Origin of the sequence: Paraliomyxa miuraensis, from assembly GCF_026337845.1 — a bacterium.
Classification (GTDB): Bacteria; Myxococcota_A; Polyangia; order Nannocystales; family Nannocystaceae; genus Paraliomyxa; species Paraliomyxa miuraensis.
This window is the reverse complement of the sequence record NZ_JAOVZF010000158.1, coordinates 1-22,282: the sequence shown is the minus strand read 5'-3', so window position 1 is coordinate 22,282 and position 22,282 is coordinate 1. Positions and strand designations below refer to the sequence as shown.

Genomic DNA, 22,282 nt, shown 5'->3' with positions numbered 1-22,282 from the left:
ACGACATCGAGCGTCGCGATCGCCGGCCGGTTGGGACGGCGGGAATGGAAGGCGCACGGTGGACGTCGAGCGGGGTTTCGGCCGGCCGCCTCCCCACCTTTACAACGATTTGCCGGTCCGGATGAGAGAATTCACAGCCCAGCCAACCTTCCTCCCAAGGGGCCCCCGGACGCAAAGTTAGGCCCCATGGTCGAGCGGAACTACGAGCGACTCTTCAACCCCACCGAGGAGCACGCCCTGCTGCGCCAGACCGTGGCCGAGCTGGCCCGCCGCGAGGTGGAGCCGCAGGCCGCCGAGCACGACGCCAAGGGGCAGCTCAACGTGGCCCTGTTTCGCAAGCTGGGCGAGATGGGGCTCCTGGGCATCACCATCCCCGAGGATGCGGGCGGGGCCGGAATGGACGCGGTTGCCGCGGTCATCGTGCACCACGAGCTGTCCAAGCACGATCCGGGCCTCTGCCTCGCGTACCTGGCCCACTCGATGTTGTTCGTCAACAACTTCTACCACTGCTCCAACGCCGAGCAGCGCGAGCGCTACCTGCCCCGGGTGCTCAGCGGCGAGTGGGTGGCCGGCATGGGGATGACCGAGCCGGGTGCCGGCACCGACGTGCTGGGCATGAGCACCACCGCCGTGCGCAAGGCCGACCACTACGTGGTCAACGGGACCAAGACCTACATCACCAACGCGTGCGAGGGTCACTGCTTCCTCTTCTACGCCAAGGTCGACGGCCGGGTGACCGCGTTCGTGGTCGATCGCGACTGCCCGGGGTTCTCCACCAGCCAGCACATCGACAAGCTCGGCATGCGCGGCTCCACCATGGCCGAGCTGGTGTTCGAGGACTGCCGGATCCCGGCCCGCAACCTGCTCGGCGCCGAGGGCGACGGCATCACCCACATGATGCGCAACCTCGAGATCGAGCGGCTCACGCTCGCGGCGATGAGCGTGGGGATCGCCGATCGCTGCGTGGAGATCATGGTGAGCTACGCCAACGAGCGCAAGGCGTTCGGCCAGCCCATCGCCAACTTCGGACAGATCCAGCGCTACGTCGCCGACGGCTACGCCATGACCGAGGCCGCCAAGTGCCTTGTCTACAACGTGGCCAGCGACATCGGCCCCGACATTCGCAACCGCGTGGGCTCAGACGCGGCCAAGCTGTTTGCCGCCCCCGTCGGCAAGCAGGTCGCCGACTGGGCCATGCAGGTCATGGGGGGCGCGGGCTACTGCAAGGAGTACCCGGTCGAGCGGCTGTGGCGTGACGCCAAGCTGCTGGAGATCGGCGGCGGTACCATCGAGGCGCACCAGAAGAACCTGTCCAAGGATCTCTCCCGGCGCTGGTCTGCTACTTAGCCCCCCAGCGACCAGCGAGGGCAAGCGGTACAGCGAGCTGCCCCCAAGGGGGGCGTAGGTGAGGTCGAGCGTGGGGCTCTGCTCTGATCGTCCCCGCATCCGGCTTGGAGCTGGCGGTGCAGCCAGCTCGCCCCCCAAGGGGGGCATTCGTTGGTGGCCTTTCGCGGCGCTGTACTCTGCTCGCCCCGCAGGCAGCGGTAGGCAAGCGCAGACCCGTTCTCAGGAGTGCGCCGATGCGGGGCTCGCCCGGGTGAGCAGCCGCAATCGCCGATATACTGGACTCTGCAAACTACGAATCGCACCGCTGGGGAGTGCGTCTCGAACTCAGGATGACGGATCGAGTACTTGGGTCCACCTGCTCATACGGCCTATCCGCTTGGTAATCTCATGTGAGATAGTCCACGGAACATTCCTGCCGTTTCCTTGATTCGGAACAATCGCCATGATACAGGATTCCCTTACTCGGTCTCACCGAGGTTCGCGAGTTGGAGCATCCACGAACCATTCTTTGGGTGTGGCGCCGCCTGACGACCATTGCCTCGTCCCGCTTTGTGGACCAATCGATTCCAATTATGACTGCCCGAGCGGGGTCTGCGCCTTCTGCTGAGTTCCCATGGGCCGCGGGAGCAGCCACCCAGGATGGAAGAGGTCCGGCAGGGCCCGCGATGTGGAGGTCCCAGCGAGCGTGCTCGATGGGAGAGGCCGGCGCGACCTCCATATCTACTTGTTAGAGCTTTGAATGCCCGTTCCAGAGAATAGGACGAATACAGATGCTGAAACGACGACGATTCCATGGATTTCTCGCGTTGCTTGCGTTGGTCGAACCCCTCGGGTGTGACGTCGAGTTGGCAGACGGCGAGAGCGCGGAGCTCGATGACTCCGATGAAGTGGATCCGGTTCTCGAGATCATCGAAAACCTCCGAGCTGCCGGCTATCCCGAAGCAGAGATCCAGGTTCGCGAAGATGGGGTGGTCTTCGTCGGGGGCGATGCCGAAGTGAGCCTCGAGGCATCGCGAGAGATGGTCGGCTTCACTGCATCGGGTGAAGGAGGCCACGATGATGACATCGAATTCCGCCAGTACCATTCCACCAATCTCGTGAGCACGATCCATGACACGATCTGCGTCAATGGCTCTGCATTTACGGGCTCCTTGAGCACCGCGCTCGACAATGCGATTGCCAACTACACGAACCTCGACCTCTCGTTCAACCTCGTGCGAACGAGCGGCGCCACCGCGGGCTGCGACGCGACGATCACCGCGGTCTTGATGAATGGCACGGGCGGGTCGGCGGGGTTTCCTTCGGGAGGCCTACCCTACGGCACCATCACGATCGGTGACGACATCGTCTCGAACTATGGGCTCAGTGTTGCGACACACGTCATCACCCATGAGATCGGTCACTGTTTCGGGTTTCGCCACAGCGACTACTACGATCGCTCCATCAGCTGTGGTGGGGGGGTGTATGATGAGGGCGGTGCCGGTGTTGGAGCGGCCCGTGTTCCAGGAACCCCCGCCAATGCCGTGAACAACGGATCGGTGATGAACTCTTGCTACAATGGGGGCAGTACGGGACAGTGGACGTCCACCGATCTTACTGCGCTCAATGCCTTGTACTCACCGCGGGTGACCTCGCGCATCGACAAGAACGGATCCATCGTTCCAGGTCAGGGAAACTGGGGCACCTGGCATCCGACGGTCTACTGCAAACCGGGAACGTACGCTGTCGGGTACCGCATGCGGGTCGAGTCGTATCAGGGTGGTGGCCTCTGGTTCGGAAACGACGACACCGCGCTCAATTCGGTTCAACTGCTCTGCAAGGATCCCGCGACAGGGAAGACGTCGTTGATTTCTTCCCATGACGGGCTATGGGGCTCCTGGTATGCGACCTCATCTTGCCCAGGCAGCAACAACTACCTGAAGAGCGCGCGAATGCGCATCGAGTCCTCTCAGGGCGGTGGAAACGAAGACGACACCGCGGCCAACGACGTACAATTTGGCTGCTCCCAGGGGGAGACCATTCATGCTCCGGGGGGACAAGGTTGGGGTTCATGGAACAGCTGGAAGCAATGCCCAAGCGGCACGGCCGTTTGCGGATTGAGGTCGAGGGTCGAGTCGTATCAGGGGGATGGTGATGATACCGCCATGAACGGCCTGGATTTGAAGTGCTGCAATCTCGATGGTTCGCCGCCTCCTCCGCCTCCGCCTCCCCCACCTCCAGGTGGCGGCGGGTGCCTCATCGAGCCGTGTGGCGGCGGGTGCCTCATCGAGCCGTGCCCCGCCGAGCCGTAGATCCGCAACGGAAGTCCGCATAAGCGACATTTCGGGGCGGGCGGTCCACGGCGCTGCGTCGCCCTTCGGCGCCGCTGCGGCTCACTCGCTCGGGCCTTCGTTCGCGTCGCTCGGCACGGGCCCTAGCATGGCGACGAATGCCCGCAGCGCCGCCGGGTGGAAGATCGTCGCGTGGGTCTGCTCGGGCATGGGCTCGTAGCGCACGGTGAGCCCATCGCGTGTGTGGCCGCTCAGGGTCTCGACCAACGACGACGCGAGCGTGGCCAGCTCCGGCTCGCTTCCGCTGGCGATGAACAGCGACTTGCCGCGGAGCACGTGCTCGCCAAGGTGCGCCTCGGCGGAGCCCAACAGCGCTCGGTCGGCCCACCAGAGGCTCGGGTCCACGGCAATGTAGGCGTCGAACAGCTCGGGTCGAAGCAACAGCGTCTCGACCACGAACAGCCCTGCGAGCGACTCACCGACGATCGCGGCCTCTCCGGTGACACGATGGCGGCGTGCGACCGCGGGCATCAGCTCGTCGGCGAAGAAGCCGCGAAACGAGGCCGAGCCACCGACCACGGGCGCGATCGCCAGATCGTCCGGGTTGGTCGTGGGGCCGGTCATGTCCCGACGGCGCTCCGTATTCTCGATGCCCACCACGATCCGCGGGCGCATGCTGCCGTTGCTCACGAGCACCTGCACGAGCCCGGCCACGTGCAAGAAGTCCTCGTAGATCCCTCCGTCGAGCACGTAGAGCACGGGGAGCGGCTCGTCGATCGCCTCGCCGTAGATCGTGGGCACGAGGACGTTGATGCGCCGCGTCTCGTCCAGCACCTGCGAGTCGATCGTCCACGTCTGGCCGATCACCAGGGGCTCGAGCGTCTCCTTGCTAGACGATGTCGGCAGCACGGGGGCCGCGGCGGGCGCAGGTTTGGGGGCGCACGCGCTCACGCAAACAGCGAGGCAGACGAGGGCTGCTACACACCGCATCGTGCCGCCCACGGTAGCACCCATCGAGTTCACCACGAGGCTCTCGCTCGGCTGGGGCCTCGACCCAGGAGACCGAGCGTCGACCAGGGGCTACCGCAACCGGACCGTCCAGCTGTCGAACGACCTCAAGCGAGCCTTCGAGCAGCACCGGGGGGTCCGCGGATCCTCTATATGCGATGCGGCGCAAGACGCCCGCACGGGCGCAGGGCATCCGGGATTGGCTGACCGCAGTCCAGACGGAGGCGGGGTTCCCGATCAAGGGGCCCCACTTCCTACGGCATACGTTCTGCAGCCATCTCGCCATGAAGGGCGCGCCCGCGCGGGCGATCCAGAAGTTGGCCGGGCACCAGAGCGTCGTGATGACCCCCAAGGGGGCCTTGTTGGTGGCCAATCGTGGCGGTTTGCTCGGTTCGGCCCGCGGCAAGCGGTACAGCGAGCTGCCCCCCAAGGGGGGCCTACGCTAGCATGCGGCGTCGTGATGCGAGCAGCACAGCGGATCGTGGTGGAGGGGGTGGAGGGCCTGCAGCATGGGCAGGCGCGGACCTTCGTGTTCGAGGATGGTGGCTACGAGGGACGTGGCTTCGTGATGATGCTCCGCGAGCCGGACGGCGAGACGCTGGTGGCCTATCGCAACCGCTGCGCCCACGTGTCCTTCGACCTCGACATGGGGACCGGCGAGTTCTTCAGCGCCAAGCTGGGGCGGATCTACTGCCGCACCCACGGGGCCGCCTACGAGCCCCACTCGGGGGTGTGCGACCGCGGTCCGTGCGTGGGCAAGGCGCTCGAGAAGCTCGAGGTGGAGCGCCAAGGCCGGGATGCGGTGGTGTCGATCCCAGCCCTGGGCCAAGCAGGGGCCCTGGGCCAAGCAGGGGCCTCGGGGCCTGCGGCCGAAGCGGGCGGACCCTCGGGCGAAGCGGGCGGCGCGTGAGCCGTATCGCGTGTTTTGCCGCAGGCTTGGTTGAAAAGGCGCTTTACTTGGCGCCGGGCTTGGCGCGAGGATGCCCCCACGAGAGGCCGGCGACCACGCCGCGCCGCGCTTGGCCGCCCAGATCGCGGCGAGACTAGAGGGAGATCTTCGACATGAACGACAAGCTTCGACTGCTGACCGGGTTCTCGTTGGTGCTGGCGCTGGGTCTTGCCCCCGCGTGCAATGGCGGCAAGGAGGACGACACCACGGACGACGGCTCGAGCACGAGCGACGATCCGAGCACGTCGTCCGACAGCATGACCTCCATGCCCACGACGACGACCGCCGACACCGGTGACTCGTCCACGACGACGACCACCGCCACCACCGACAGCACCATCAGCACCACCGACGAGCCCACCACCGGCCCGGTGTGCGACATGGCCGAGCTCGGGGCGGCGTGTGCCGATCCGGAGTGCGACTGTGCCTCGGGCAACTGCTTCGTGGTCGGCCCGCTCGGCGGCGTGTGCTCGGAGTGCGACGAGGATGCCGACTGCGCCGACACCACCGGCTTCGGCTGCAACTTCGGCAACCCGCTGACCATGACCCCGGCCGTGTGCAGCACCACCGGCGACATCGGCGAGAGCTGCGAGTCGGCCGACGTGTGCGCCGCCGGCCTGTTCTGCCCCACGCTCATCGAGGTCCCGGGCATCCTGTCGGCGTCCACCTGCAGCGAGTGCGAGTCCGACGGCGATTGCACGGGCGGGCAGATCTGCACGCCCACCTACGACATCGCCAACATCGGCGGCTTCTACCAGTGCGTCGATCCGGGCTCGGTCCCCGACAACGAGGGCTGCAACGCCACCGGCGACGGCTCCGAGTGCATGTCGGGCAACTGCGCCCCGGCGGCGCTCATGGGCATCCCCGTGGTGGCCGTGTGCTCGCCGTGCAACGAGGACTCCGACTGCATGCCGGGCGAGACCTGCACGCTGCCGGAGATCGCGATCGCCGGCAACACGCTGGAGGTCGTCCCGGGCATGTGCGGCTGACGGCCGCTTGCCAGCCGCGGGCCCACCACGAAGGGCCGTCGAGGGCCGCTCCTGCCTGGCGGGGGCGGCCTTCGCCCTTGGTTGGCTCTCGTTCGGGCCGTGCTAGCCTGCGGCCTCATGAGCGGCCCAAGGCTCGGAGCTGCGGCGCTGATGGCCTCGCTGCTCGGGTGCTTCTCGGGCGAGTCGACCCTGGGCGCGAGCTGCCGCGAGCATGCCGATTGCGGGGCCGAGCTGGGCTGCACCAACGAGGTCTGCGGCCGCTGCGGGGATGGGCTCGCGCAGCGCGGCGAGCTGTGCCTGGTGAGCGCGGCGGAGGTCTTCGGCGCGCCGCCGATGACGGGCGAGCTACGGGCCGGCGACCTCGATGGCGACGCCACGCCCGAGCTGCTCGTGCGCGGGGCCGACGGGTCGCCACAGGTATGGGCGCGCGACGGGGACGGCTGGTCGGTGCTCCAGGCCCTGTCCGGCGGCGGCCTCCGGGGGCCGCTGCGGTTCTCGTTGCTCGACGACGACGAGCGGCTCGACGTGGTGGCCGTGGACGAGGACGCGCTTGCGGTGAGCCTGGGGTTTGGCGACGGCACGAGCTGGGCCTTCGGGGCGGCGACGATGAGCACGAGCCCCATGGTCGATCTGGCGGTGGCCGACGCGGGATCCTGGGCCGGCCCGGCGTGGCTCTCGTGGGTCGATGCCGAGGGGCTTCGGCAGGCGGTGGTCGATGTGGCTTCGCGGACCCTGGCCGAGCCCGTGTCGCTCGAGGCGAGCGGGACGTGGTGGGTGAGCGAGGCGGCGCCGCTCGATGCCGACGACGCGCTGGACCTGGCGGTGGTCGACGGCGAGGCACGGCAGCTGTGGATCTGGCTCGGTGACGGCGGCGGCGGGCTGGTGAAGGGCGAGCCGCTGGTGCTGGAGCAGCGACCCGCCGAGGTGGTGGCGACCGACGTCGACGGCGACGGTGACTTCGATCTGCTCGTTCCCGACGAGGACGGCGGCGTGACCGTGCTGGTGGGCGACGGCGAGGGGCACTTCGTGGCCACCGAGCGCGTCGAAGCCTCGGGGCGGGTTCGTGCCGTGGTGGTGGCGGACCTCGATCGCAGCACCGAGCGCGACCTGGTGGTGCTGACGGACGCCGAGCCCGCGCTGTGGGTGTTCCTGGCGCGCGGGAGCCGGCACCCCGACGGGATCGCGCTGCCGGTCGAGGGCGCCGTCGGGTCGCTGGTGGCGGTCGACTTCGATCGCGACGGGCTCACCGAGGTGCTGCTGGGGCCGGCGCAGGGCGTGGGAGCGCTGCGGGTGCTGGAGGTCGAGCCATGAGACGCATCGCGATTGCAGGGGTGATGGTGGTGAGCCTGGTGGCGAGCACCACCGGTGCGCGCGCGGCCGAGCCCGCTCCCGCTCCGCAGGCTGCTCCCGAGCGGCCGGTGCGGCTGCCGGGCGACCGCATGGTCGGGGCCGGGGTCGGCGTGGTGGTGGCGGGAGTGGCGGGCTACGGGCTGATGGCCGTGGGTCTGGGGATGGGGAGCCGGGCCGAGAGCGATCTGCAGGCGCTGGTCCTGCGCGACGACATCGAGACGCGTCGCGACGTGCTGGCGCGCGGGCGGCTCGGCAATCGGCTGGCGATCGCGGGCGCGATCACGGCCACGGTGGCGGTGGCGGTGGGGATTCCGCTCGTCGTCATCGGGCGCAGGCGCCACGAGGCTGCGGCCGCGCGAACGATGGTGCTGATGAGCGGAGGCCCGGGTGGCATGGCGCTGGGGCTGCGGCGGAGGTTCTGATTCGACCGTGGGCGATCATTTCGACCCGGGCACGCGCAGGATCGCCCCCGGTGACGTGGCACCATTGATCCTCGATGAACGCACCACGCCATCCACCTTCTCGTTGGAGCCATGGTCGGGTCGGCATGGTGGTCGCCACTGTCGCGGTCCTGGGGACCCTCTCGGTGCGACCCGCCGATTCGCGGGCCAACGAGGCCGCCATCGTGGGCGCTCGCATGGGCCACGATCTACGCGCCCTTCGAGGTTCCATCTGGCTCATCGCCAACGGGCAGCTCGCCAAGAAGAAGGCCACCGGTGTCTTGTACGACCCCGAGGGGTTCATCTGCACGGGCACCCAGGTCGAGCGCTCCGAGTGCATCCTGTCCGCGGCCCACTGCCAGACCAAGCCCCGCTGGGCCGCGCACGAGCGCAACGAGTGGGAGCTGGGGCTGCCGGTCGAACAGCCCCTCAGGTCGGCACGCATCACGAGGGTTGTTGCGCTGGGTGCAGGCACCGATACCACCCCGGCTCAGCAGGCGCAGGATCTGGCGATCTTCAGGCGCGAGCAGAACGAGCGACTGCCCGCTGAGTACGTGAAGCTGAACCTCAGGCCCCCGCCTCCGTTCAAGGAAGGTCGAGTCTGGCGGCTGTTCGGGCGCGGCCCCACCGAGGTGGATGCGAACTCGCGCGCGATGGTGTCGGAAGCGTGGATGGCAGAGTCCGCGCTCCACGACGAAGACCCCGAATTCGGCGACGGCAACGGTGCGTACTACGATCTCGTCCCGTGGAACAATGGTGATGGGGCCCCCGATGTAGCGTGCAGAGGCGACAGCGGCGGACCGAGCTACCTGGGGGAGGGGATTCGCGGGGTGATCAGCGGCGGCACGAACGGCTCGCTCGGCTCGTGGTTCACCGGCATGCCGTGTGGATCGGCGACCTCGAATCAGATCACGTCGACCTCGCTGAACGGCAATGGTGACTTCCTGACCTACGCGATCGCCGAGCAGTGCTGCGTGTGCATTCCGCCCGAGCGGTCGCCGTTTTGCCACTTCGAGCTCGAATCCGGCAATGCCAAGTATGCGTGCTGGAACGGCGCCAAGTGCAACGTCGAGGGCGCCCGCCCCAAGGACCCCGACGGCAAGCCCATGCCCCTGTGCCATCACGAGGGCTGCTTCGACGAGGCCACGGGGAAGGTGTTCGAGATCCCGACGGGAGCCGCGTGCGGTGGAGGTGGCGGAAGACCGCCTCCGCCACCTCCACCGGGTGATCCCGTCCCGCCGCCGACACCAGCGGATCCCGTGCCGCCGAAGTCACCGGGCAAGGGGGGGCACGGATCGTGACCTGGCATGACCGTCGGCGCTCGGCGGGCGCCGGGGGTGTCTCGGCGAGTGGCTGCATGCGTCGGCGTTGGTGGCGGGACGTCGAAGGAAGAGCAGCCGCGGCCCCTGAGGGCGGCCAGCAGTAGGCCGGGCGCGAGCCGGTGAGGCTCATACCGCTTGGGGGCAAGGGATGGTATCAGCGACCCGTGCCCCGCAAGCCCAAGGCATCGACCTCCCTCGATGCCCCTGGCGAATTGCTCGTCTACATCGACGACGAAGGGGTCGCGCGGGTGCACGTGCGGCTCGTGGAGGGGACGGTATGGCTGACGCAGCGGCTCATGGCGGAGCTGTATGGCAAGGACGTGCGCACGATCAATGAGCATCTCGTCAACATCTACGAGGAGGAGGAACTCGATCCCGGGGCAACGATCCGGAAATTCCGGATCGTTCGAACTGAGGGAAATCGCAGGGTTTCTCGGCTCATCGACCACTATGCGCTGCCGGCGGTGCTCGCCGTCGGGTACCGCGTGCGGTCGACGCAGGGCACGCGCTTCCGGCAATGGGCAACGGCGCGGCTGGAGGAGTACCTGGTCAAGGGCTTCATACTCGATGACGAGCGCCTGGCGTCGGGGCGCGGCAACCTGGGGGTGGACTACTTCGAGGAGTTGCTCGAGCGAGTCCGGGCCATCCGCGCATCCGAGCGGCGGTTCTACCAGAAGATCACCGACATCTACGCGCAGTGCAGCGCGGACTACGACGCCAAGTCGGACATCACGCAGCGGTTCTACGCGACGGTGCAGAACAAGCTGCACTGGGCCATCCACGGGCACACGGCCGCCGAGCTCATCCGCGAACGGGCCGACGCGAGCAAACCGAACATGGGCCTGACGACGTGGACGCGCTCGCCGAAGGGGTCGATCTGCAAGACAGACGTGGGAATCGCGAAGAACTACTTGAAGGAGGACGAACTTCGGGAGCTCGAGCGGATTGTGGGGATGTACCTCGACTATGCGGAGGACCAGGCGCGGATGCGGCGGGCGATGACGATGGCAGATTGGGTGGCCAAGCTCGACGGGTTCCTGAAGTTCCACGAACGGAACGTGCTCGGAGACGCGGGGAGAGTCAGCCGAGAGCTGGCGCTCGAGCACGCCGAAGGGGAGCTCTTGCGGTACCAGGCACGGCAGCAAGCGTTGGAGGAAGAGAGAGGAGGGATCCGGTCGGATTTCGACCGGTTCGTGGCGCGGGTCAAGGAACTCGGAGAAGGCGAAGGATGAGATGTGGTACGGCTGTCGGCGCTCGAGCGCTTTGCGGGCACACGGTGCCATGAGTAGCGGTCGGTCTCGATCGCTGGGCTCGACCGCTCGGCATGAGAGCATGGGAAGCTCCGGTGACGCACATCGCCGGGTTTTCTCCCCGTGATCGCCTTGGGATCGCGCCTACCGGCACGTCCAGTTCTTTGCCTGCCGAGCCTTACCCAATGCGCTGCGTCGCCTCCGTGGAGTGCATGCTAAGAACGAGCGATGAGGATCGTCGTTCGCGTCGGGGCGTCGTGGGGACTTGGGCTCTTGCTCTCGCTCGCGGGCTGCTCGGGCGATGGCGAGTCCAGTCAGGCATGGGATCCTGGCACGAGCGGGGGCGACGGCTCCAGCGCGGCGGGTGACGATGCGGACACCGCCCCCGAGGACGACGACGAGGGCGGTACGACCGGGGGCGCCGACGACGGCAGCACCACCACGGGCGAAGAGCCGCCGCAGGAGCAGGACTGGTGCCTCTACGTCGTCCTGCCGAGCGCCGACGACTCGCTCTTGAACGTCTACGCCGAGCCCGATCCCACCTCGGAGATCCAATACTCCATCATCGCGGGAGAGACCCTGTGGGGGGCCCCCACCGTGATCGACGGCTACCGCGATCTCGACCGCTGGCACGACATGCCGCAGTGGGCGGAGATCGGGAGGCTCGAGAACACCGGCGTGTGCGAGGACGAGGACGAGACCCCGCCGGAGGAAGAAGAGGTGCAGATCCCCGAGGGCCTCCAGCTCCCGTTCGTGTGCGGGGACGCGTGGCGGCTCGACACATGGGGCCATGCACCGGCGCTCGACATGGTGCGCGAGCCCGATCAGCACGGCACCGAAGGCGCGCCGCTCCTCGCCCCCGGCCCCGGCATCGTCAACCAGTCGTTCTTTCACGCCAACGCCGGCAACCTGGTGCAGATCGATCACGGCGGCGGCTACTTCACCACGTACGTGCACATGCAATCGCGAGCGGTCGAGGTCGGCGACGTCGTGGAGCTCGGCGACGGCATCGGTGCCGTCGGCAAGACCGGCCCCACCTCGAACAACCATCCCCACCTGCACTTCGAGCTCGGCTTCGACGCCAACGGCGACGGCGAGGCGAGCTGGGGCTTTTCCGGGGCCGAGCGCATCCTCCCGTGGTTCGATGGCGTCGAGTATGGCCAGAGCAACAGCCAGACCTGGCGCGACGTGGTGAGCGGGAACTGCCCGTGATCCGACGGGCCACGGAGATCGCACGCTCGCCGACGCTCGCCGATGGTAGGCTGCTCGCCGATGGACCCCCACTCGCCGCGAGCACCACTGGGCATGGCGACGGAGGAGCGCACCTCGACCGAGGCATCGTGGGACGATGCCAGCGGCGGGTTCTCGGATCCCTCGCGCCCGTCGCCGCCCCGCTCGCGAGGGCGCTTCCGAATCCTGGGCCTGCTCGGCGAGGGCGGCATGGGCGAGGTGTATCGCGCTCGCGACCTCCGCCTCGATCGCGAGGTCGCGCTCAAGCGACTCAAGTCCTGGGTGCTCGACGCACGCGTGCGGGCTCGCCTGGTCCGCGAGGCGCAGGCGCTGGCCCAGCTCTCGCACCCCAATGTGATCGAGGTGTACGACGTCGAGCTCGAGGACGACTTCGTGCTGGTCATGGAGCTGGTCGAGGGACCGACGCTCGCCGAGTGGATGAAGCCGGGTCCCCGACCGTGGCGCGAGGCCCTGCCGCTGTTCCTGCAGGCGGGCCGCGGGCTCGAGGCCGCTCACGCGGCCGAGCTGGTGCACCGCGACTTCAAGCCCGGCAACGTGATCCTCGGCAACGACGGCCGCGTGCGGGTGATGGACTTCGGGCTGGCGCGCACGCCCGATGCCTCGCTCGACCAGCGCGCCGAGCTCTCGGACGATCCACCGCCCTCGGCCTCGGCGAGTCACCCGCTCGACGACGCGCTCACGGCCACCGGCATGGTGGTGGGCACGCCCGCCTACATGGCACCCGAGCAGTTCCAGGACCTGCCCGCCGACGGCCGCACCGATCAGTATGCGTTCTGCGTGACGCTGTGGCAGGCACTGTGCGGAGCGCGGCCGTTCCAGGGCTCGTACATCGAGCTGGGGCGGGCCAAGGTTCGCGGGCCTGGGTCGTGGCCGCGGGAGATCGACGCGCCCCGACGGCTGGTCGCCGCGCTCGTGCGAGGCATGGCCCCCGAGCCCCGCGATCGCTGGCCATCGATGACGGCGCTGCTGTCCGAGCTCGAGGCGGTGAGCCAGCCCGTCGCGGCCCGGCGGCGCGGGTGGGCCCTGGCCGCCGGGGGTCTCGCGGTCGGGCTGGGCGCGGTGCTCGTGCTGCTGCCCTCCCCCGAGGAGGCGCTGCCGGGCTGCGAGGACGAGGGCGCGCTGCCGCCTGCGCTGTGGACCGACGCGGCGCGCAGCGGGGTGAAGGCCGCGATCGAGCGCACCGAGGCCGCCCATGCGCCCGAGACCTGGGCGCGGGTGAGCACCGCGCTCGACGACTATGCCAGTGCATGGGCCAGTGAGTGGGCCAGCGCGCGGCGAGCCGCGTGCGAGGCCGCCAACGCCGAGCCCACGGGCGACGCGGTGCTCGAGGCCCGCGTGCAGTGCCTCCGGCGGCGGCGGCGGAGCTTCGAGGCGCTGGTGCAGGCGCTCTCGGAGGCCGACGACGAGGGGGCGACCAAGGCCATCGCCGCCGTCGAGCAGCTGCCGTCGCTGGCCGCGTGCGCCGAGGCGCGCGACGGGGACCACGAGCCCTTGCTCCCCGACGACCCCACGCTCGCCGAGCGCGTGACCCTCGTGCGCGGGCGCCTGGCCCGGGTCGAGGCGTTCGAGGGCATGTCGCGCTGCGACGAGGCCGGCGAGGAGCTGCGCGCGGTGGCCCCCGAGGTCGACGCGCTCGAGCACGCGCCGCTGTACGCCGAGCTGGCGCTGCTGAAGGGGCGCGTGGCCACCTGCGTGGCCGACTTCGCCGCGGCCGAGCAGGCCCTTCGCGACGCGTACTTCCTCGCCACCGAGCAGGGCCGCCCCGACGTCGCCTCACAGGCCGCGCTCGAGCTGGTCCACGTGGTGGGGGTGGAGCAGGCGCGCCACGAGGAGGGCTTGCAGTGGAGCGAGCACGCGCGCGCCGAGCTGGCCCGCGCCGGCGACCAGTCCATGCAGGTACGGCTGCTCGAGCACCTGGGCAGCCTGCACCACGCGGCCGGGCGCTACGAGGACGCCGAGGCCGCCTACGCGCAGGGCCTCGAGCGCCTGCTGGCGGCGGGCGGGGCCGAGACCACCCGGCACGCGCTCTTGCTCAGCCGCCTCGGCAGCACCTCGCGCGTGATGGGTCGGAGCGACCAAGCGGGTCGTCACCACGAGCAGGCGCTCGATCTCACCGAGCGCCTGCTCGGCAAGGACCACCCCAGCGTCACGCTGCACATGGTCAACCTCGCCAACGTCGCCAATGATCTCAACGACACCGCCCGGGCCGAGCAGCTGCTGCGGCAGGCCCTGGTACGCAGCGAGCGGGACCACGGCCCCTCACACCCGCAGACGCTGCGCATCGTCGGCAATCTGGCGCTCACGCTGTCGCTGCGGGGGGAGATGCGCGCCTCGATTCCCCTGCACGAGCGCGCGATCGCGGGCATGGAGCAGACCTTTGGCGTCGACCACCCCAACGTGGCCATGGGGCTGAACAACCTCGGGATCGATCAGCTCGCCGTGGGCGACGTGGACGGAGCGCTCCGCAGCCAGCGGCGGGCGCTCCAGATCCGCGAGCAAGCCCTGGGTCCCGACCATGCGCTCACGGCCTCGTCGATCATCAACCTGGCCGAGGTGGAGCTGAAGGCCGGCCACGTCGAGCTCGCGGCCCAGGGGTTCGCGCGCGCGCTGCCCGTGCTCGAAGAGAGCCTGGGCCCCGACGCCTTCCAGGTGTCGTATCCGCTCGTCGGGCTCGGGCGGGCGCTGCTGGCCAAGCACGAGCCCAGCGCCGCCGTGCCCCCGCTCGAGCGGGGGCTGGTGCTGCGGGCCCCCGAGCACACCCCGCCACCCGAGCTGTGCGAGGTGAGGTTCGCCCTCGGTCGGGCGCTCTGGGAGTCGGGAGGCGATCGCAAGCGCGCGGTGGCGCTCGTGCGCGACGCGGTGGCCGCGGTGGTCGGGCTCGATGGCGAGCTCGCGCAGCGGACCGAGGCGGAGGCGTGGCTGCGGGAGCACGCGGACGACGGAGCGGCAGGGGGGTGAGCGCTCGTGGCCGGTGCGTGTCGATCGCCCACGCCCGGCCGCATGGTATCGTTCGCGCATGCACACCCGCGTCGTGTTCGCCCTCGTTGGATTGCTCGGTTGCACCAAGTCGGGCCCCAAGACCGTCGACGAGGTCGAGCCGAGCGCACCGCCGCAATCCGTGGTCGAGCCGGACGAGCCGCCCGAGGGCAGGTCGGATGGCGAGCCCGAGGGCACGGTGGCTGCGGCCACGATCACCGTGCAGATGACGGCTGCCACGCTCGCCGACGATTGCGGCGGGGGCCCGAACACCCCGCCCCGGGAGCCGCCGATGAAGGCCAAGCGCAGCAAGAGCGACGCGGGCCTCAGTGCCAAGTCCAAGGCCAAGCGTCGTTGCGAGCAGAGCTCGATCCAGCTGGCAATCGTCGCGCCGGAGGGCGCAAGGCCGGCCGCAATGGCGGTGAGGTCCGTCGAGCTGATGCTCGAGTCGGGCACGTCGCTCGGCATGCTCGAGGCGCGCGCGCCGAGCGTGTGGTCGGATGCAGACGGCTACCTTCCGTGGGATCAGAAGGTCGAGCCGGGGCAGGATCTCTCGGTGAGCTACGCGCTGACGCAGCCCGACTGGTCCAAGGTCGAGGACCGCTGGAACCAGACGTACACGGTCAAGGCCGTGCTCTCGGTCGATGGTGACGACCAGACCGTGCAGCAGAGCGTCGAGGTGGATGCCCCGACGAGCCTGCCGCCGAACGTCAAGACCTAGGATCCAGGCCTAGATCGTCTGCTAGATCGTCTGCAAGAAGGCGAGCAGCGCCTCGCGGTCGTGGGCCACGAGCGCCGTGCCGGCAGTGTGACCGGGGATCGGCCCCGGCCCGAGACGTCCGGCGGTGTAGTCGGGCGAGAGGCGTGCGGGCGACAGCAGCTCCTGCAGCGACGCGACGGAGCCATCGTGCAGGTACGGCGCGCCGGTGGCGACGCGCAGCAAGGGCGCCACGCGATAGGTCCCCGTGCCGCGACCTCGGCCCGTGGCGAGCGCGGGATCCGTGCCAATGCGGTCGGCCGCGATCACGCGACCGCCGTAGCCCTCGTTCGCGTGGCACCCCGCGCACTGGTCGGCGAATACGGCTGCACCACGGCTCGCGGTGTCGATCGTCGTCGCGGTGGGTGGCTCGAGCGAGTAGACGTACATCGCGAGCGCCCACGCCAGCGCTCGCGGAGGGCGGACCATCGCGTGGTTCGAATCGGTCAGCTGCGTCTCCTGCCGGATCGCGAGGGCCAGCGGGCTGTCGTGACGGATCGTGCCCGCCTGGGTGAGCCACCGCTGCGCGCGAATGCCCCATAGATCCGGAATCGCAACCGGATCCTCGTCGTCGTCTTCGGTCACGTCGGCGCGACCGGGACCCCAGGTCGCCATGCGGCGTGCGAGCCCGGGCTCGACCCACTCGCCGGTGTCGGCGAAGTACGACAGCCGCAGCCGGCCGTAGTCGAAGCTGCGTCGTGCGGCGCCCTCGACCACCACGCCCTCATCGTCGACCGACGAGTGGCAGATCGCACACGTGATGCCGACGCGGACCTCTCGATCGACGTCGCGAAACACCACCAAGCCCGGCACTCCGCCCTCGGCGCTGCGCTCGACCCCGACCGCGGTCGCGAGCGCGGGCTTGGTCAGGCCCCATTCCATGTAGACCTCGGCCCGCATCGGATACTCGAAGAAGACCCGCCGACCCAGCGCCACCCAGCCGTCCATCGTCGTCGGCTCGTTGCCGTCCCACAGCGGCTCGCTCGGCTCGCTCGGCACCTGCCCTCGCTCGAGCTGGGCGGCGAGCTCGGCGGTCACCGGCTGCGAGCGGGGATTCCACACCGGCAGCCGATCCCAGCGGCGCGTGCCCAGGCCATACGAGGCCAGCCGCTGCCGCGAGTACAGGTTGTTCGGGTTCACCAGCGAGTGCTCGAGCGCCGCGCGTCGGTAGGCGGTGTCCTCGAGGAAGCGCTCACCCTCGCGGAGGAGCCAGGCGTCGGACCAGGGGGTGAGGGGGCTCGAGGGGGTGGGGGGGCGTGCGGGGTCGGGGGTGCGTGCGGGGTCGGGGGTGCTCGAGGGGGCGGGGGTGCGTGCGGGCTCGGGCTCGCTGCACGCGACCACGCACGTCAGCATCGCGAGCAAGCATGCACGGTGCACCATGCGGGCAATCCTAGCGCATGATCCGAATGATTCGGATTGGATCGCCTCGTCGAGATCGCGCGGCGGCGGCAGCTCGGTGTGAATGGCGACCGTGCGTCGACCCGCCCGTTGCGACGAGCGCCTCGGCCCCGCGCCCTGGCCTTGCCTGCAAGGCCAGGAAGCGGCGAGCATGGGGGCGTCGGGTCGCCGTCGGCGTTCGGTGCCGCTTTGCCTCCCTGGAGTCCGTGATGAGTCCCCGTGGAACCCTTCACCTGTTGATCGGCCCGGTTGGTGCCGGCAAGACCACCTACGCCCAGCGACGCGTGACTCGTTCGCCGGCCGTGTTCCTCGACCTCGACGTGTGGATGGTGCGGCTGTTCGGCGCCGATCCGCGACCTCCCGAGGGCGTCATGGCCTGGTATCTCGAGCGCCGCGAGCGATGCCGCGGCGTGCTGTGGGACCTGACGCTCGGCGTGCTCGCATGCGGCACCGACGTCGTGCTCGAGATCGGCCTGCTCGGGCAACAGGAGCGCCAGGCCTTCTACGAGCGAGCGCGCAGCGAAGGGCTCGAGCTCGTCGTGCACCTCCTCGACGCCCCGCGGGCCACCTGTCGAGAACGCGTCGCTCGTCGCAACCAATCCTCCGGACCGTTCACCCAACGAGTGCCGCCGGAGATCTTCGAGCGGGCCTACGACGCCTGGGAGCCGCCGACCGAGGAGGAGCGGGCCGCCTGGGCCATCGTCGACGAGTGATCCGAGCCCCTGTCCACGAGGTCGTGCTCGCCCGCGCGTGCGACCTCGAGTCCGGTCATGGGCTCGAGGCCGGCCACGTTCCACGGGAGCACCTCCGCTCGAAATCGCTCAGTTCTTGGACATCCCGCGCGCGACCGCGTGCTGGAGCAGCGCCGCATTGGAGGCGACCCCGAGCGCCTCCATGATGCGGTACTTGTGAAACGCGACCGTGCGTGGGCTCAAGCTGAGCGCGGCTGCGACCTCCTTCATCGTGTGACCCTGCACCAGCAACCGCAGTACCTCGGTCTGTCGCTCCGTGAGCGGCTCCTTGCCCGAGAGGTGCGACAGGGTCCCGCTCACCAGGGTGTGACTGATGTGCTTGTCGCCCACGAGCGCAGCATCGATCGCAGCCACGAGACCGGTCGAGGCATCGGTCTTGAGTACGTAGCCGCGCACCCCCATGCGCATCGCGAGCGCCGCGAGCGCGGGGTCGTCGCTCACGGTGAGCAACACCACGCCCACGCCGGGCACGAGCTCGAGCAGCCGGCGTGCGGCCTCGAGCCCATCGCCGCCAGGCATCGACACATCCGAGACCACCACATCCGGCTCGAGGTGCAGCGCGGCCTGGACCAGCGCCTTGCCGTCGGTGACGGTTCCCACCACGTCGAAGCGCGGCTCGAGCAGGCTGCGCAGCGCCTCCAGGAATACCCTGTGATCATCGGCGAGCAGGATCCGTGCGCGCTTCATGAGTCGCTCGATTCGAGCAGGGGGACGCGAGCCGTGATGCACGTGCCCGCCCGAAGGCTCGCGGTGACCTCGAGCCGACCGCGCACGAGGTGCATGCGCTCTTGCATGCCCAGAAGGCCCAGCCCTGGCGGATCTGCGGGGTCGCGCGCGGCCATGCCCACGCCGTCGTCCCGCACCGAGAGCACGAGCTCGTCGCCCACTCGCGCCAGGCTCACCGCGGCCGTGCGCGCGTGGCCATGCCGGGTGACGTTGCCCAGTGCCTCCTGGGCCACGCGGTAGAGGCACAGCGCCACCTCGGGCTCGAGCTTCCCGGGGACGTCGCCGGGCTCGAAGCTCGCATCGACCTCGGAGAGCATCGTCGTGCGCAGACACAGTGCCTCGAGGGCGTCGGGCAGGCCGAGCTGCTGCAGCATCACCGGGTGCAGCGCGTGGCTGAGCCCGCGTGCGACCGCAGCCACGCCGTGGGCCGATTTCCCCAGCGCCTGCACCCGCGACCGCAGCGCGTCACCGAGCGTGCCATCCGCGGCATCACGGCCCAAGAGATCGATCTCGAGCTTGAGCGCGGCGAGCCGTTGCCCGAGGTCATCGTGGATCTCGCGGGCGAGCCGGGCTCGCTCTTCTTCTTGTGCGCGGATCAAGCGGTGGGTGAGGGCGGTCAACGCGACTTCGTTGCGCGTGCGCTCGACCTCGTCGAACTCACCGTGTCGGCGCGCCTGCTCGCGGTCGTTGCGTCGGCGCAGCAGCGCCACCGCGAGCGCATTGTGCAGCGGGTGCAGGGCCTGCGCGAGCGACTCGTGGGGGGCCCCGTCGATCCCGTGGGCTCCCAGCGTCGCTCCACCCACGCGGAGCGGGATCACCCGGTGGGAGGGGCCCGGCGGGGCAGGCACGCGCGAGGACTCGAAGCCTTCATTGAGCTCGAGCTCCAGCCGGCGCTCGCACCCCGCAGTGGCCCAGGACTGCCAGGCCCGAAATGCTCGGCGATCGTCGGCGCGCTCGTATATGGTGGTGCATGCTGCTCCAAGGAGTCGCCCGAGATCGGCCAAGAGCGATGCGACCAGCAGGTCGAGCCCCGCGAGCGGCGCCTCGACCACGGCGGCAGAGAACGTGGCGTGAAGGGACGCGAGCTCGTCGAGCAGCCAGCCTGGCGCTCCGTGTTCGCGCCTGCGTCGCCGCTCGGAGACGGCCCTCCACTCGAAATGCCGATTCCGCGCCCGCCTCTGCCTCTGCTTCGATGTCACCGTCGCTCCGTGCATTTGCGGTCGGACAGGGCCTCGATCATGGAGTTGCACGCGGCCGTCGACGGATGAGGAAATCTGGCGATCCATCGTCCGTGCCCTCCGCGCGCGCCATCGCGCGTGCGGAGACTGCGCTGGGTCTGGTAATTCCGACAGGTCCCCCTGTTGGGTCTCGACAGATCACAACCGGTAGTCGCTGACAGGCGACAGGTGACCAGTCACTTCGCTAAGAGGGGGCCACCACGATGTCCATGCCTCACCAAGCCTCCCTTCCAAGCTCTGCTCGTCTGCGCACGCTCCTGGGCCTCGCGGGCCTCATGCTGCCCACGGCGCTCTTGGCGAGCTGCCTCAGCGATGACCTCGACGGCGAGCTCATCACGCTGCGCCCCATCGACTTCGAGGGTCCCGCTCCCGGCTTCGCGGTGGCGATCTCGCTCGGCGGCGAGGACGTGGTACTCGACTGGTCGGGCGCCCAGGGCACCGCGGTGAGCGTGTTCCGCTCGAGCGATCCAGCGCTCTTGGCCAGCCTGCCGCTCGGCAACGCGCTGCCGGCGGGTGTGGTCGAGGTGGTGCTCGATCCGAGCGCCACCGACTACACCGACGTCGGCGCGGCCGACCACGACGACCTGACCCCGCACTACTACTACCGCGTGGGCATCGAGACCGGGGACGCGCGGGTGCTCTCGCAGATGGTGATGAAGACCACCACGGCGATGGCCCAGGGTTACAACAAGCTCGCCGTGTGCATGGTGGGCGGTCCGGAGCGTGCCTCGGACGTCGTCGCTCGCCTCGGGAGCTCGGTGGTGAGCGTGTGGGGCTGGGATGCGGTCAACCAGAGCTACATCCACTGGACGCCGGCGTACGGGGTGGGCAGCGCAGCCGACTTCACGATCGGGCTCGGCGGTGTGCTCATGGCGCAGGTGGACGGGAGCACGCCTGCGTACCAGTCGCTGGTGGGCGCGGTGCCGACCAACGAGCCATTCGAGGTGACGGGACGGCCGGGTAACAACTGGTGGACGCTCCCGGTGGGCTACTCGGGTCCCGCGATGGCCTCGTACTGGGTGGATCAGGTGGGCTACTGGGGCGTGGGTCGGTGGGACAACCTCACGCAGAGCGCGAGTTGGTACTGGAACAGCGACTATGCCGATTTTGGCCTGGAGGCATGCCAGCCGTACGATATGTACCTTCCGGGCGATGCGTGCACGAGCAACGCAGACTGTGGCGAGGACACGTTCTGCCACTTCGTGGACGCGGCATCGTGCGGCGACGTGGCGGCGGGCCTGTGCAAGGCGCAGCCGATCGGCTGCGAGGAGGCGCCGCAAGGCGAGGTGTGCGGCTGCGACGGCGTGACGTACCCGAGCGCGTGCGAGGCCGAGCAGGCGGGCGCCTCGGTGGCCTCGGAGGGCGCGTGCGAGTGCCCGCCGGGCTTTGCGGGGGCCAACTGCGACACCGAGATCGACGAGTGTGAAGCGAACCCTTGCGTCAACGGTGACTGCGAGGACCAGGTGAACGCCTACGAGTGTGCCTGCTCTCCGGGGTGGACGGGGACCGACTGCGAGATCGAGATCGACGAGTGCGAGGCGGACCCCTGCGACAACGGTGTCTGCGTGGACCAGGTGAACGGCTACGTGTGTGTTTGTTCTCCGGGGTGGACGGGGACCGACTGCGAGATCGAGATCGACGAGTGCGAGGCGGACCCCTGCGACAACGGTGTCTGCGTGGACCAGGTGAACGGCTACGTGTGTGTTTGCGCTCCGGGGTGGACGGGGACCGACTGCGAGATCGAGATCGACGAGTGCGAGGCGGACCCCTGCGACAACGGTGTCTGCGTGGACCAGGTGAACGGCTACGTGTGTGTTTGCGATCCGGGGTGGACGGGGACCGACTGCGACACGCCGGACGCACCGCCGGAGCCCACGTGACCGTGCGCCAGCATGCCGTTTTGGATCGATGCCCTCTCGATCGAGCCGCTGTACTGCCAAGACTATGCGGGCTTTGGTTTTGGGGAAACCGGGCTACAGGTGAACATCCCATACGCCGGGGGCGGCTACGACGTTGCAGGTCTCTATGCGGGCGACTTTGGTGTTCCCACCTGCGGTTGGGAGCACTTCCCACACGTCGCGGAGGACGCCATGAACATCACGCAGGACGAGCTCACGGTCTGCATGGAGATCTTGGAGACCTGGGCCAACTCGTACGGCGTCGCCTGCATCTAGCCCTAAAACAAGCGCTTGCGGTAGGCAGTCCGCCCGCTCACGACGCCGGGCTGCTGAGCGCGTGAGTCCCCTTCCGAAGCCTGGA

The 22,282-nt window shown here is 69.2% G+C and carries 18 protein-coding genes and 1 pseudogene; 15 read left to right on the top strand and 4 right to left on the bottom strand.

The genetic code is table 11. The annotated features are described in order from the left end of the window. The first annotated feature begins 186 nt into the window (after positions 1–186). Both OEB96_RS29415 and OEB96_RS29410 read left to right on the top strand, forming a co-directional pair. Positions 187–1,347, top strand: coding sequence for an acyl-CoA dehydrogenase family protein (locus OEB96_RS29415; protein ID WP_266220104.1), 1,161 nt, complete (start codon positions 187–189; stop codon positions 1,345–1,347). Between the two features lie 770 nt (positions 1,348–2,117). Next, positions 2,118–3,638, top strand: coding sequence for a M57 family metalloprotease (locus OEB96_RS29410; protein WP_266220103.1), 1,521 nt, complete (start codon positions 2,118–2,120; stop codon positions 3,636–3,638). An 81-nt stretch (positions 3,639–3,719) separates the two neighbouring features. On the opposite strand, the gene OEB96_RS29405 is transcribed toward OEB96_RS29410, so the two are convergent. Then, positions 3,720–4,568, bottom strand: a complete 849-nt coding sequence (locus tag OEB96_RS29405; protein WP_266220102.1) for an alpha/beta hydrolase — start codon at positions 4,566–4,568, stop codon at positions 3,720–3,722. A 191-nt stretch (positions 4,569–4,759) separates the two neighbouring features. Between OEB96_RS29405 and OEB96_RS29400 the strand changes: the two are divergent. The 10 genes and pseudogenes from OEB96_RS29400 to OEB96_RS29355 form a co-directional block, all read left to right on the top strand. Continuing rightward, a pseudogene (locus OEB96_RS29400) lies at positions 4,760–5,071 on the top strand (tyrosine-type recombinase/integrase); the annotation flags it as partial. 14 nt (positions 5,072–5,085) lie between these two features. Next, positions 5,086–5,535 (top strand): Rieske 2Fe-2S domain-containing protein, encoded by a 450-nt coding sequence (locus OEB96_RS29395; RefSeq protein ID WP_266220476.1) that lies wholly within the window; start codon positions 5,086–5,088, stop codon positions 5,533–5,535. A gap of 152 nt (positions 5,536–5,687) precedes the next feature. Further along, the gene (locus tag OEB96_RS29390; protein WP_266220101.1) at positions 5,688–6,563 is read left to right on the top strand and encodes a hypothetical protein; all 876 of its coding nucleotides are present in this window, start codon (positions 5,688–5,690) and stop codon (positions 6,561–6,563) included. 117 nt (positions 6,564–6,680) lie between these two features. Beyond that, a complete protein-coding gene (locus OEB96_RS29385; protein WP_266220100.1) occupies positions 6,681–7,874 on the top strand; it encodes an FG-GAP repeat domain-containing protein in 1,194 nt (397 codons plus the stop codon). Further along, positions 7,871–8,335: a hypothetical protein gene (locus tag OEB96_RS29380; RefSeq protein WP_266220099.1), complete on the top strand. Its 465-nt coding sequence runs from the start codon at positions 7,871–7,873 to the stop codon at positions 8,333–8,335. The genes OEB96_RS29385 and OEB96_RS29380 overlap by 4 nt, the downstream gene beginning before the upstream one ends. 125 nt (positions 8,336–8,460) lie before the next feature. After that, a complete protein-coding gene (locus tag OEB96_RS29375; RefSeq protein WP_266220098.1) occupies positions 8,461–9,654 on the top strand; it encodes a trypsin-like serine protease in 1,194 nt (397 codons plus the stop codon). A gap of 233 nt (positions 9,655–9,887) precedes the next feature. Beyond that, positions 9,888–10,907, top strand: a complete 1,020-nt coding sequence (locus OEB96_RS29370; RefSeq protein WP_266220097.1) for a virulence RhuM family protein — start codon at positions 9,888–9,890, stop codon at positions 10,905–10,907. 246 nt (positions 10,908–11,153) lie between these two features. Continuing rightward, entirely contained in the window at positions 11,154–12,137 is a 984-nt protein-coding gene (locus tag OEB96_RS29365; RefSeq protein ID WP_266220096.1) for a M23 family metallopeptidase, read from the top strand. 60 nt (positions 12,138–12,197) lie between these two features. Beyond that, positions 12,198–15,134: a serine/threonine-protein kinase gene (locus OEB96_RS29360; RefSeq protein ID WP_266220095.1), complete on the top strand. Its 2,937-nt coding sequence runs from the start codon at positions 12,198–12,200 to the stop codon at positions 15,132–15,134. Positions 15,135–15,192: 58 nt separating this feature from the next. After that, positions 15,193–15,873, top strand: a complete 681-nt coding sequence (locus OEB96_RS29355) for a hypothetical protein (protein WP_266220094.1) — start codon at positions 15,193–15,195, stop codon at positions 15,871–15,873. Between the two features lie 21 nt (positions 15,874–15,894). Here OEB96_RS29355 and OEB96_RS29350 read toward each other — a convergent pair whose 3' ends face one another. After that, on the bottom strand, positions 15,895–17,289 hold the full coding sequence (locus OEB96_RS29350) for a hypothetical protein (protein WP_266220093.1): 1,395 nt from the start codon (positions 17,287–17,289) through the stop codon (positions 15,895–15,897). Positions 17,290–17,516: 227 nt separating this feature from the next. Here OEB96_RS29350 and OEB96_RS29345 point away from each other — a divergent pair, with 227 nt between their 5' ends. After that, on the top strand, positions 17,517–18,020 hold the full coding sequence (locus tag OEB96_RS29345) for an AAA family ATPase (protein WP_266220092.1): 504 nt from the start codon (positions 17,517–17,519) through the stop codon (positions 18,018–18,020). A gap of 108 nt (positions 18,021–18,128) precedes the next feature. Here OEB96_RS29345 and OEB96_RS29340 read toward each other — a convergent pair whose 3' ends face one another. Further along, positions 18,129–18,746 carry a response regulator gene (locus OEB96_RS29340; RefSeq protein WP_266220091.1) on the bottom strand — a complete coding sequence of 206 codons (618 nt, stop codon included), beginning with the start codon at positions 18,744–18,746 and terminating at the stop codon, positions 18,129–18,131. After that, positions 18,743–19,837, bottom strand: a complete 1,095-nt coding sequence (locus OEB96_RS29335; RefSeq protein WP_266220090.1) for a sensor histidine kinase — start codon at positions 19,835–19,837, stop codon at positions 18,743–18,745. The genes OEB96_RS29340 and OEB96_RS29335 overlap by 4 nt, the downstream gene beginning before the upstream one ends. A 389-nt stretch (positions 19,838–20,226) precedes the next feature. Between OEB96_RS29335 and OEB96_RS29330 the strand changes: the two genes are divergently transcribed. Then, positions 20,227–21,903 carry a hypothetical protein gene (locus OEB96_RS29330; protein ID WP_266220089.1) on the top strand — a complete coding sequence of 559 codons (1,677 nt, stop codon included), beginning with the start codon at positions 20,227–20,229 and terminating at the stop codon, positions 21,901–21,903. Between the two features lie 12 nt (positions 21,904–21,915). Beyond that, entirely contained in the window at positions 21,916–22,197 is a 282-nt protein-coding gene (locus OEB96_RS29325; protein ID WP_266220088.1) for a hypothetical protein, read from the top strand. Positions 22,198–22,282 lie beyond the last annotated feature (85 nt).

Bases quoted from the DNA above. Each gene is read 5' to 3' on its own strand.
- OEB96_RS29390 (WP_266220101.1), top strand. From the start codon at position 5,688: ATGAACGACAAGCTTCGACTGCTGACCGGGTTCTCGTTGGTGCTGGCG.
- OEB96_RS29365 (WP_266220096.1), top strand. From the start codon at position 11,154: ATGAGGATCGTCGTTCGCGTCGGGGCGTCGTGGGGACTTGGGCTCTTG.
- OEB96_RS29350 (WP_266220093.1), bottom strand. From the start codon at position 17,289: ATGGTGCACCGTGCATGCTTGCTCGCGATGCTGACGTGCGTGGTCGCG.
- OEB96_RS29355 (WP_266220094.1), top strand. From the start codon at position 15,193: ATGCACACCCGCGTCGTGTTCGCCCTCGTTGGATTGCTCGGTTGCACC.
- OEB96_RS29410 (WP_266220103.1), top strand. From the start codon at position 2,118: ATGCTGAAACGACGACGATTCCATGGATTTCTCGCGTTGCTTGCGTTG.
- OEB96_RS29360 (WP_266220095.1), top strand. From the start codon at position 12,198: ATGGACCCCCACTCGCCGCGAGCACCACTGGGCATGGCGACGGAGGAG.
- OEB96_RS29330 (WP_266220089.1), top strand. From the start codon at position 20,227: ATGTCCATGCCTCACCAAGCCTCCCTTCCAAGCTCTGCTCGTCTGCGC.
- OEB96_RS29395 (WP_266220476.1), top strand. From the start codon at position 5,086: ATGCGAGCAGCACAGCGGATCGTGGTGGAGGGGGTGGAGGGCCTGCAG.
- OEB96_RS29340 (WP_266220091.1), bottom strand. From the start codon at position 18,746: ATGAAGCGCGCACGGATCCTGCTCGCCGATGATCACAGGGTATTCCTG.
- OEB96_RS29345 (WP_266220092.1), top strand. From the start codon at position 17,517: ATGAGTCCCCGTGGAACCCTTCACCTGTTGATCGGCCCGGTTGGTGCC.
- OEB96_RS29380 (WP_266220099.1), top strand. From the start codon at position 7,871: ATGAGACGCATCGCGATTGCAGGGGTGATGGTGGTGAGCCTGGTGGCG.
- OEB96_RS29415 (WP_266220104.1), top strand. From the start codon at position 187: ATGGTCGAGCGGAACTACGAGCGACTCTTCAACCCCACCGAGGAGCAC.
- OEB96_RS29375 (WP_266220098.1), top strand. From the start codon at position 8,461: ATGGTGGTCGCCACTGTCGCGGTCCTGGGGACCCTCTCGGTGCGACCC.
- OEB96_RS29385 (WP_266220100.1), top strand. From the start codon at position 6,681: ATGAGCGGCCCAAGGCTCGGAGCTGCGGCGCTGATGGCCTCGCTGCTC.
- OEB96_RS29325 (WP_266220088.1), top strand. From the start codon at position 21,916: ATGCCGTTTTGGATCGATGCCCTCTCGATCGAGCCGCTGTACTGCCAA.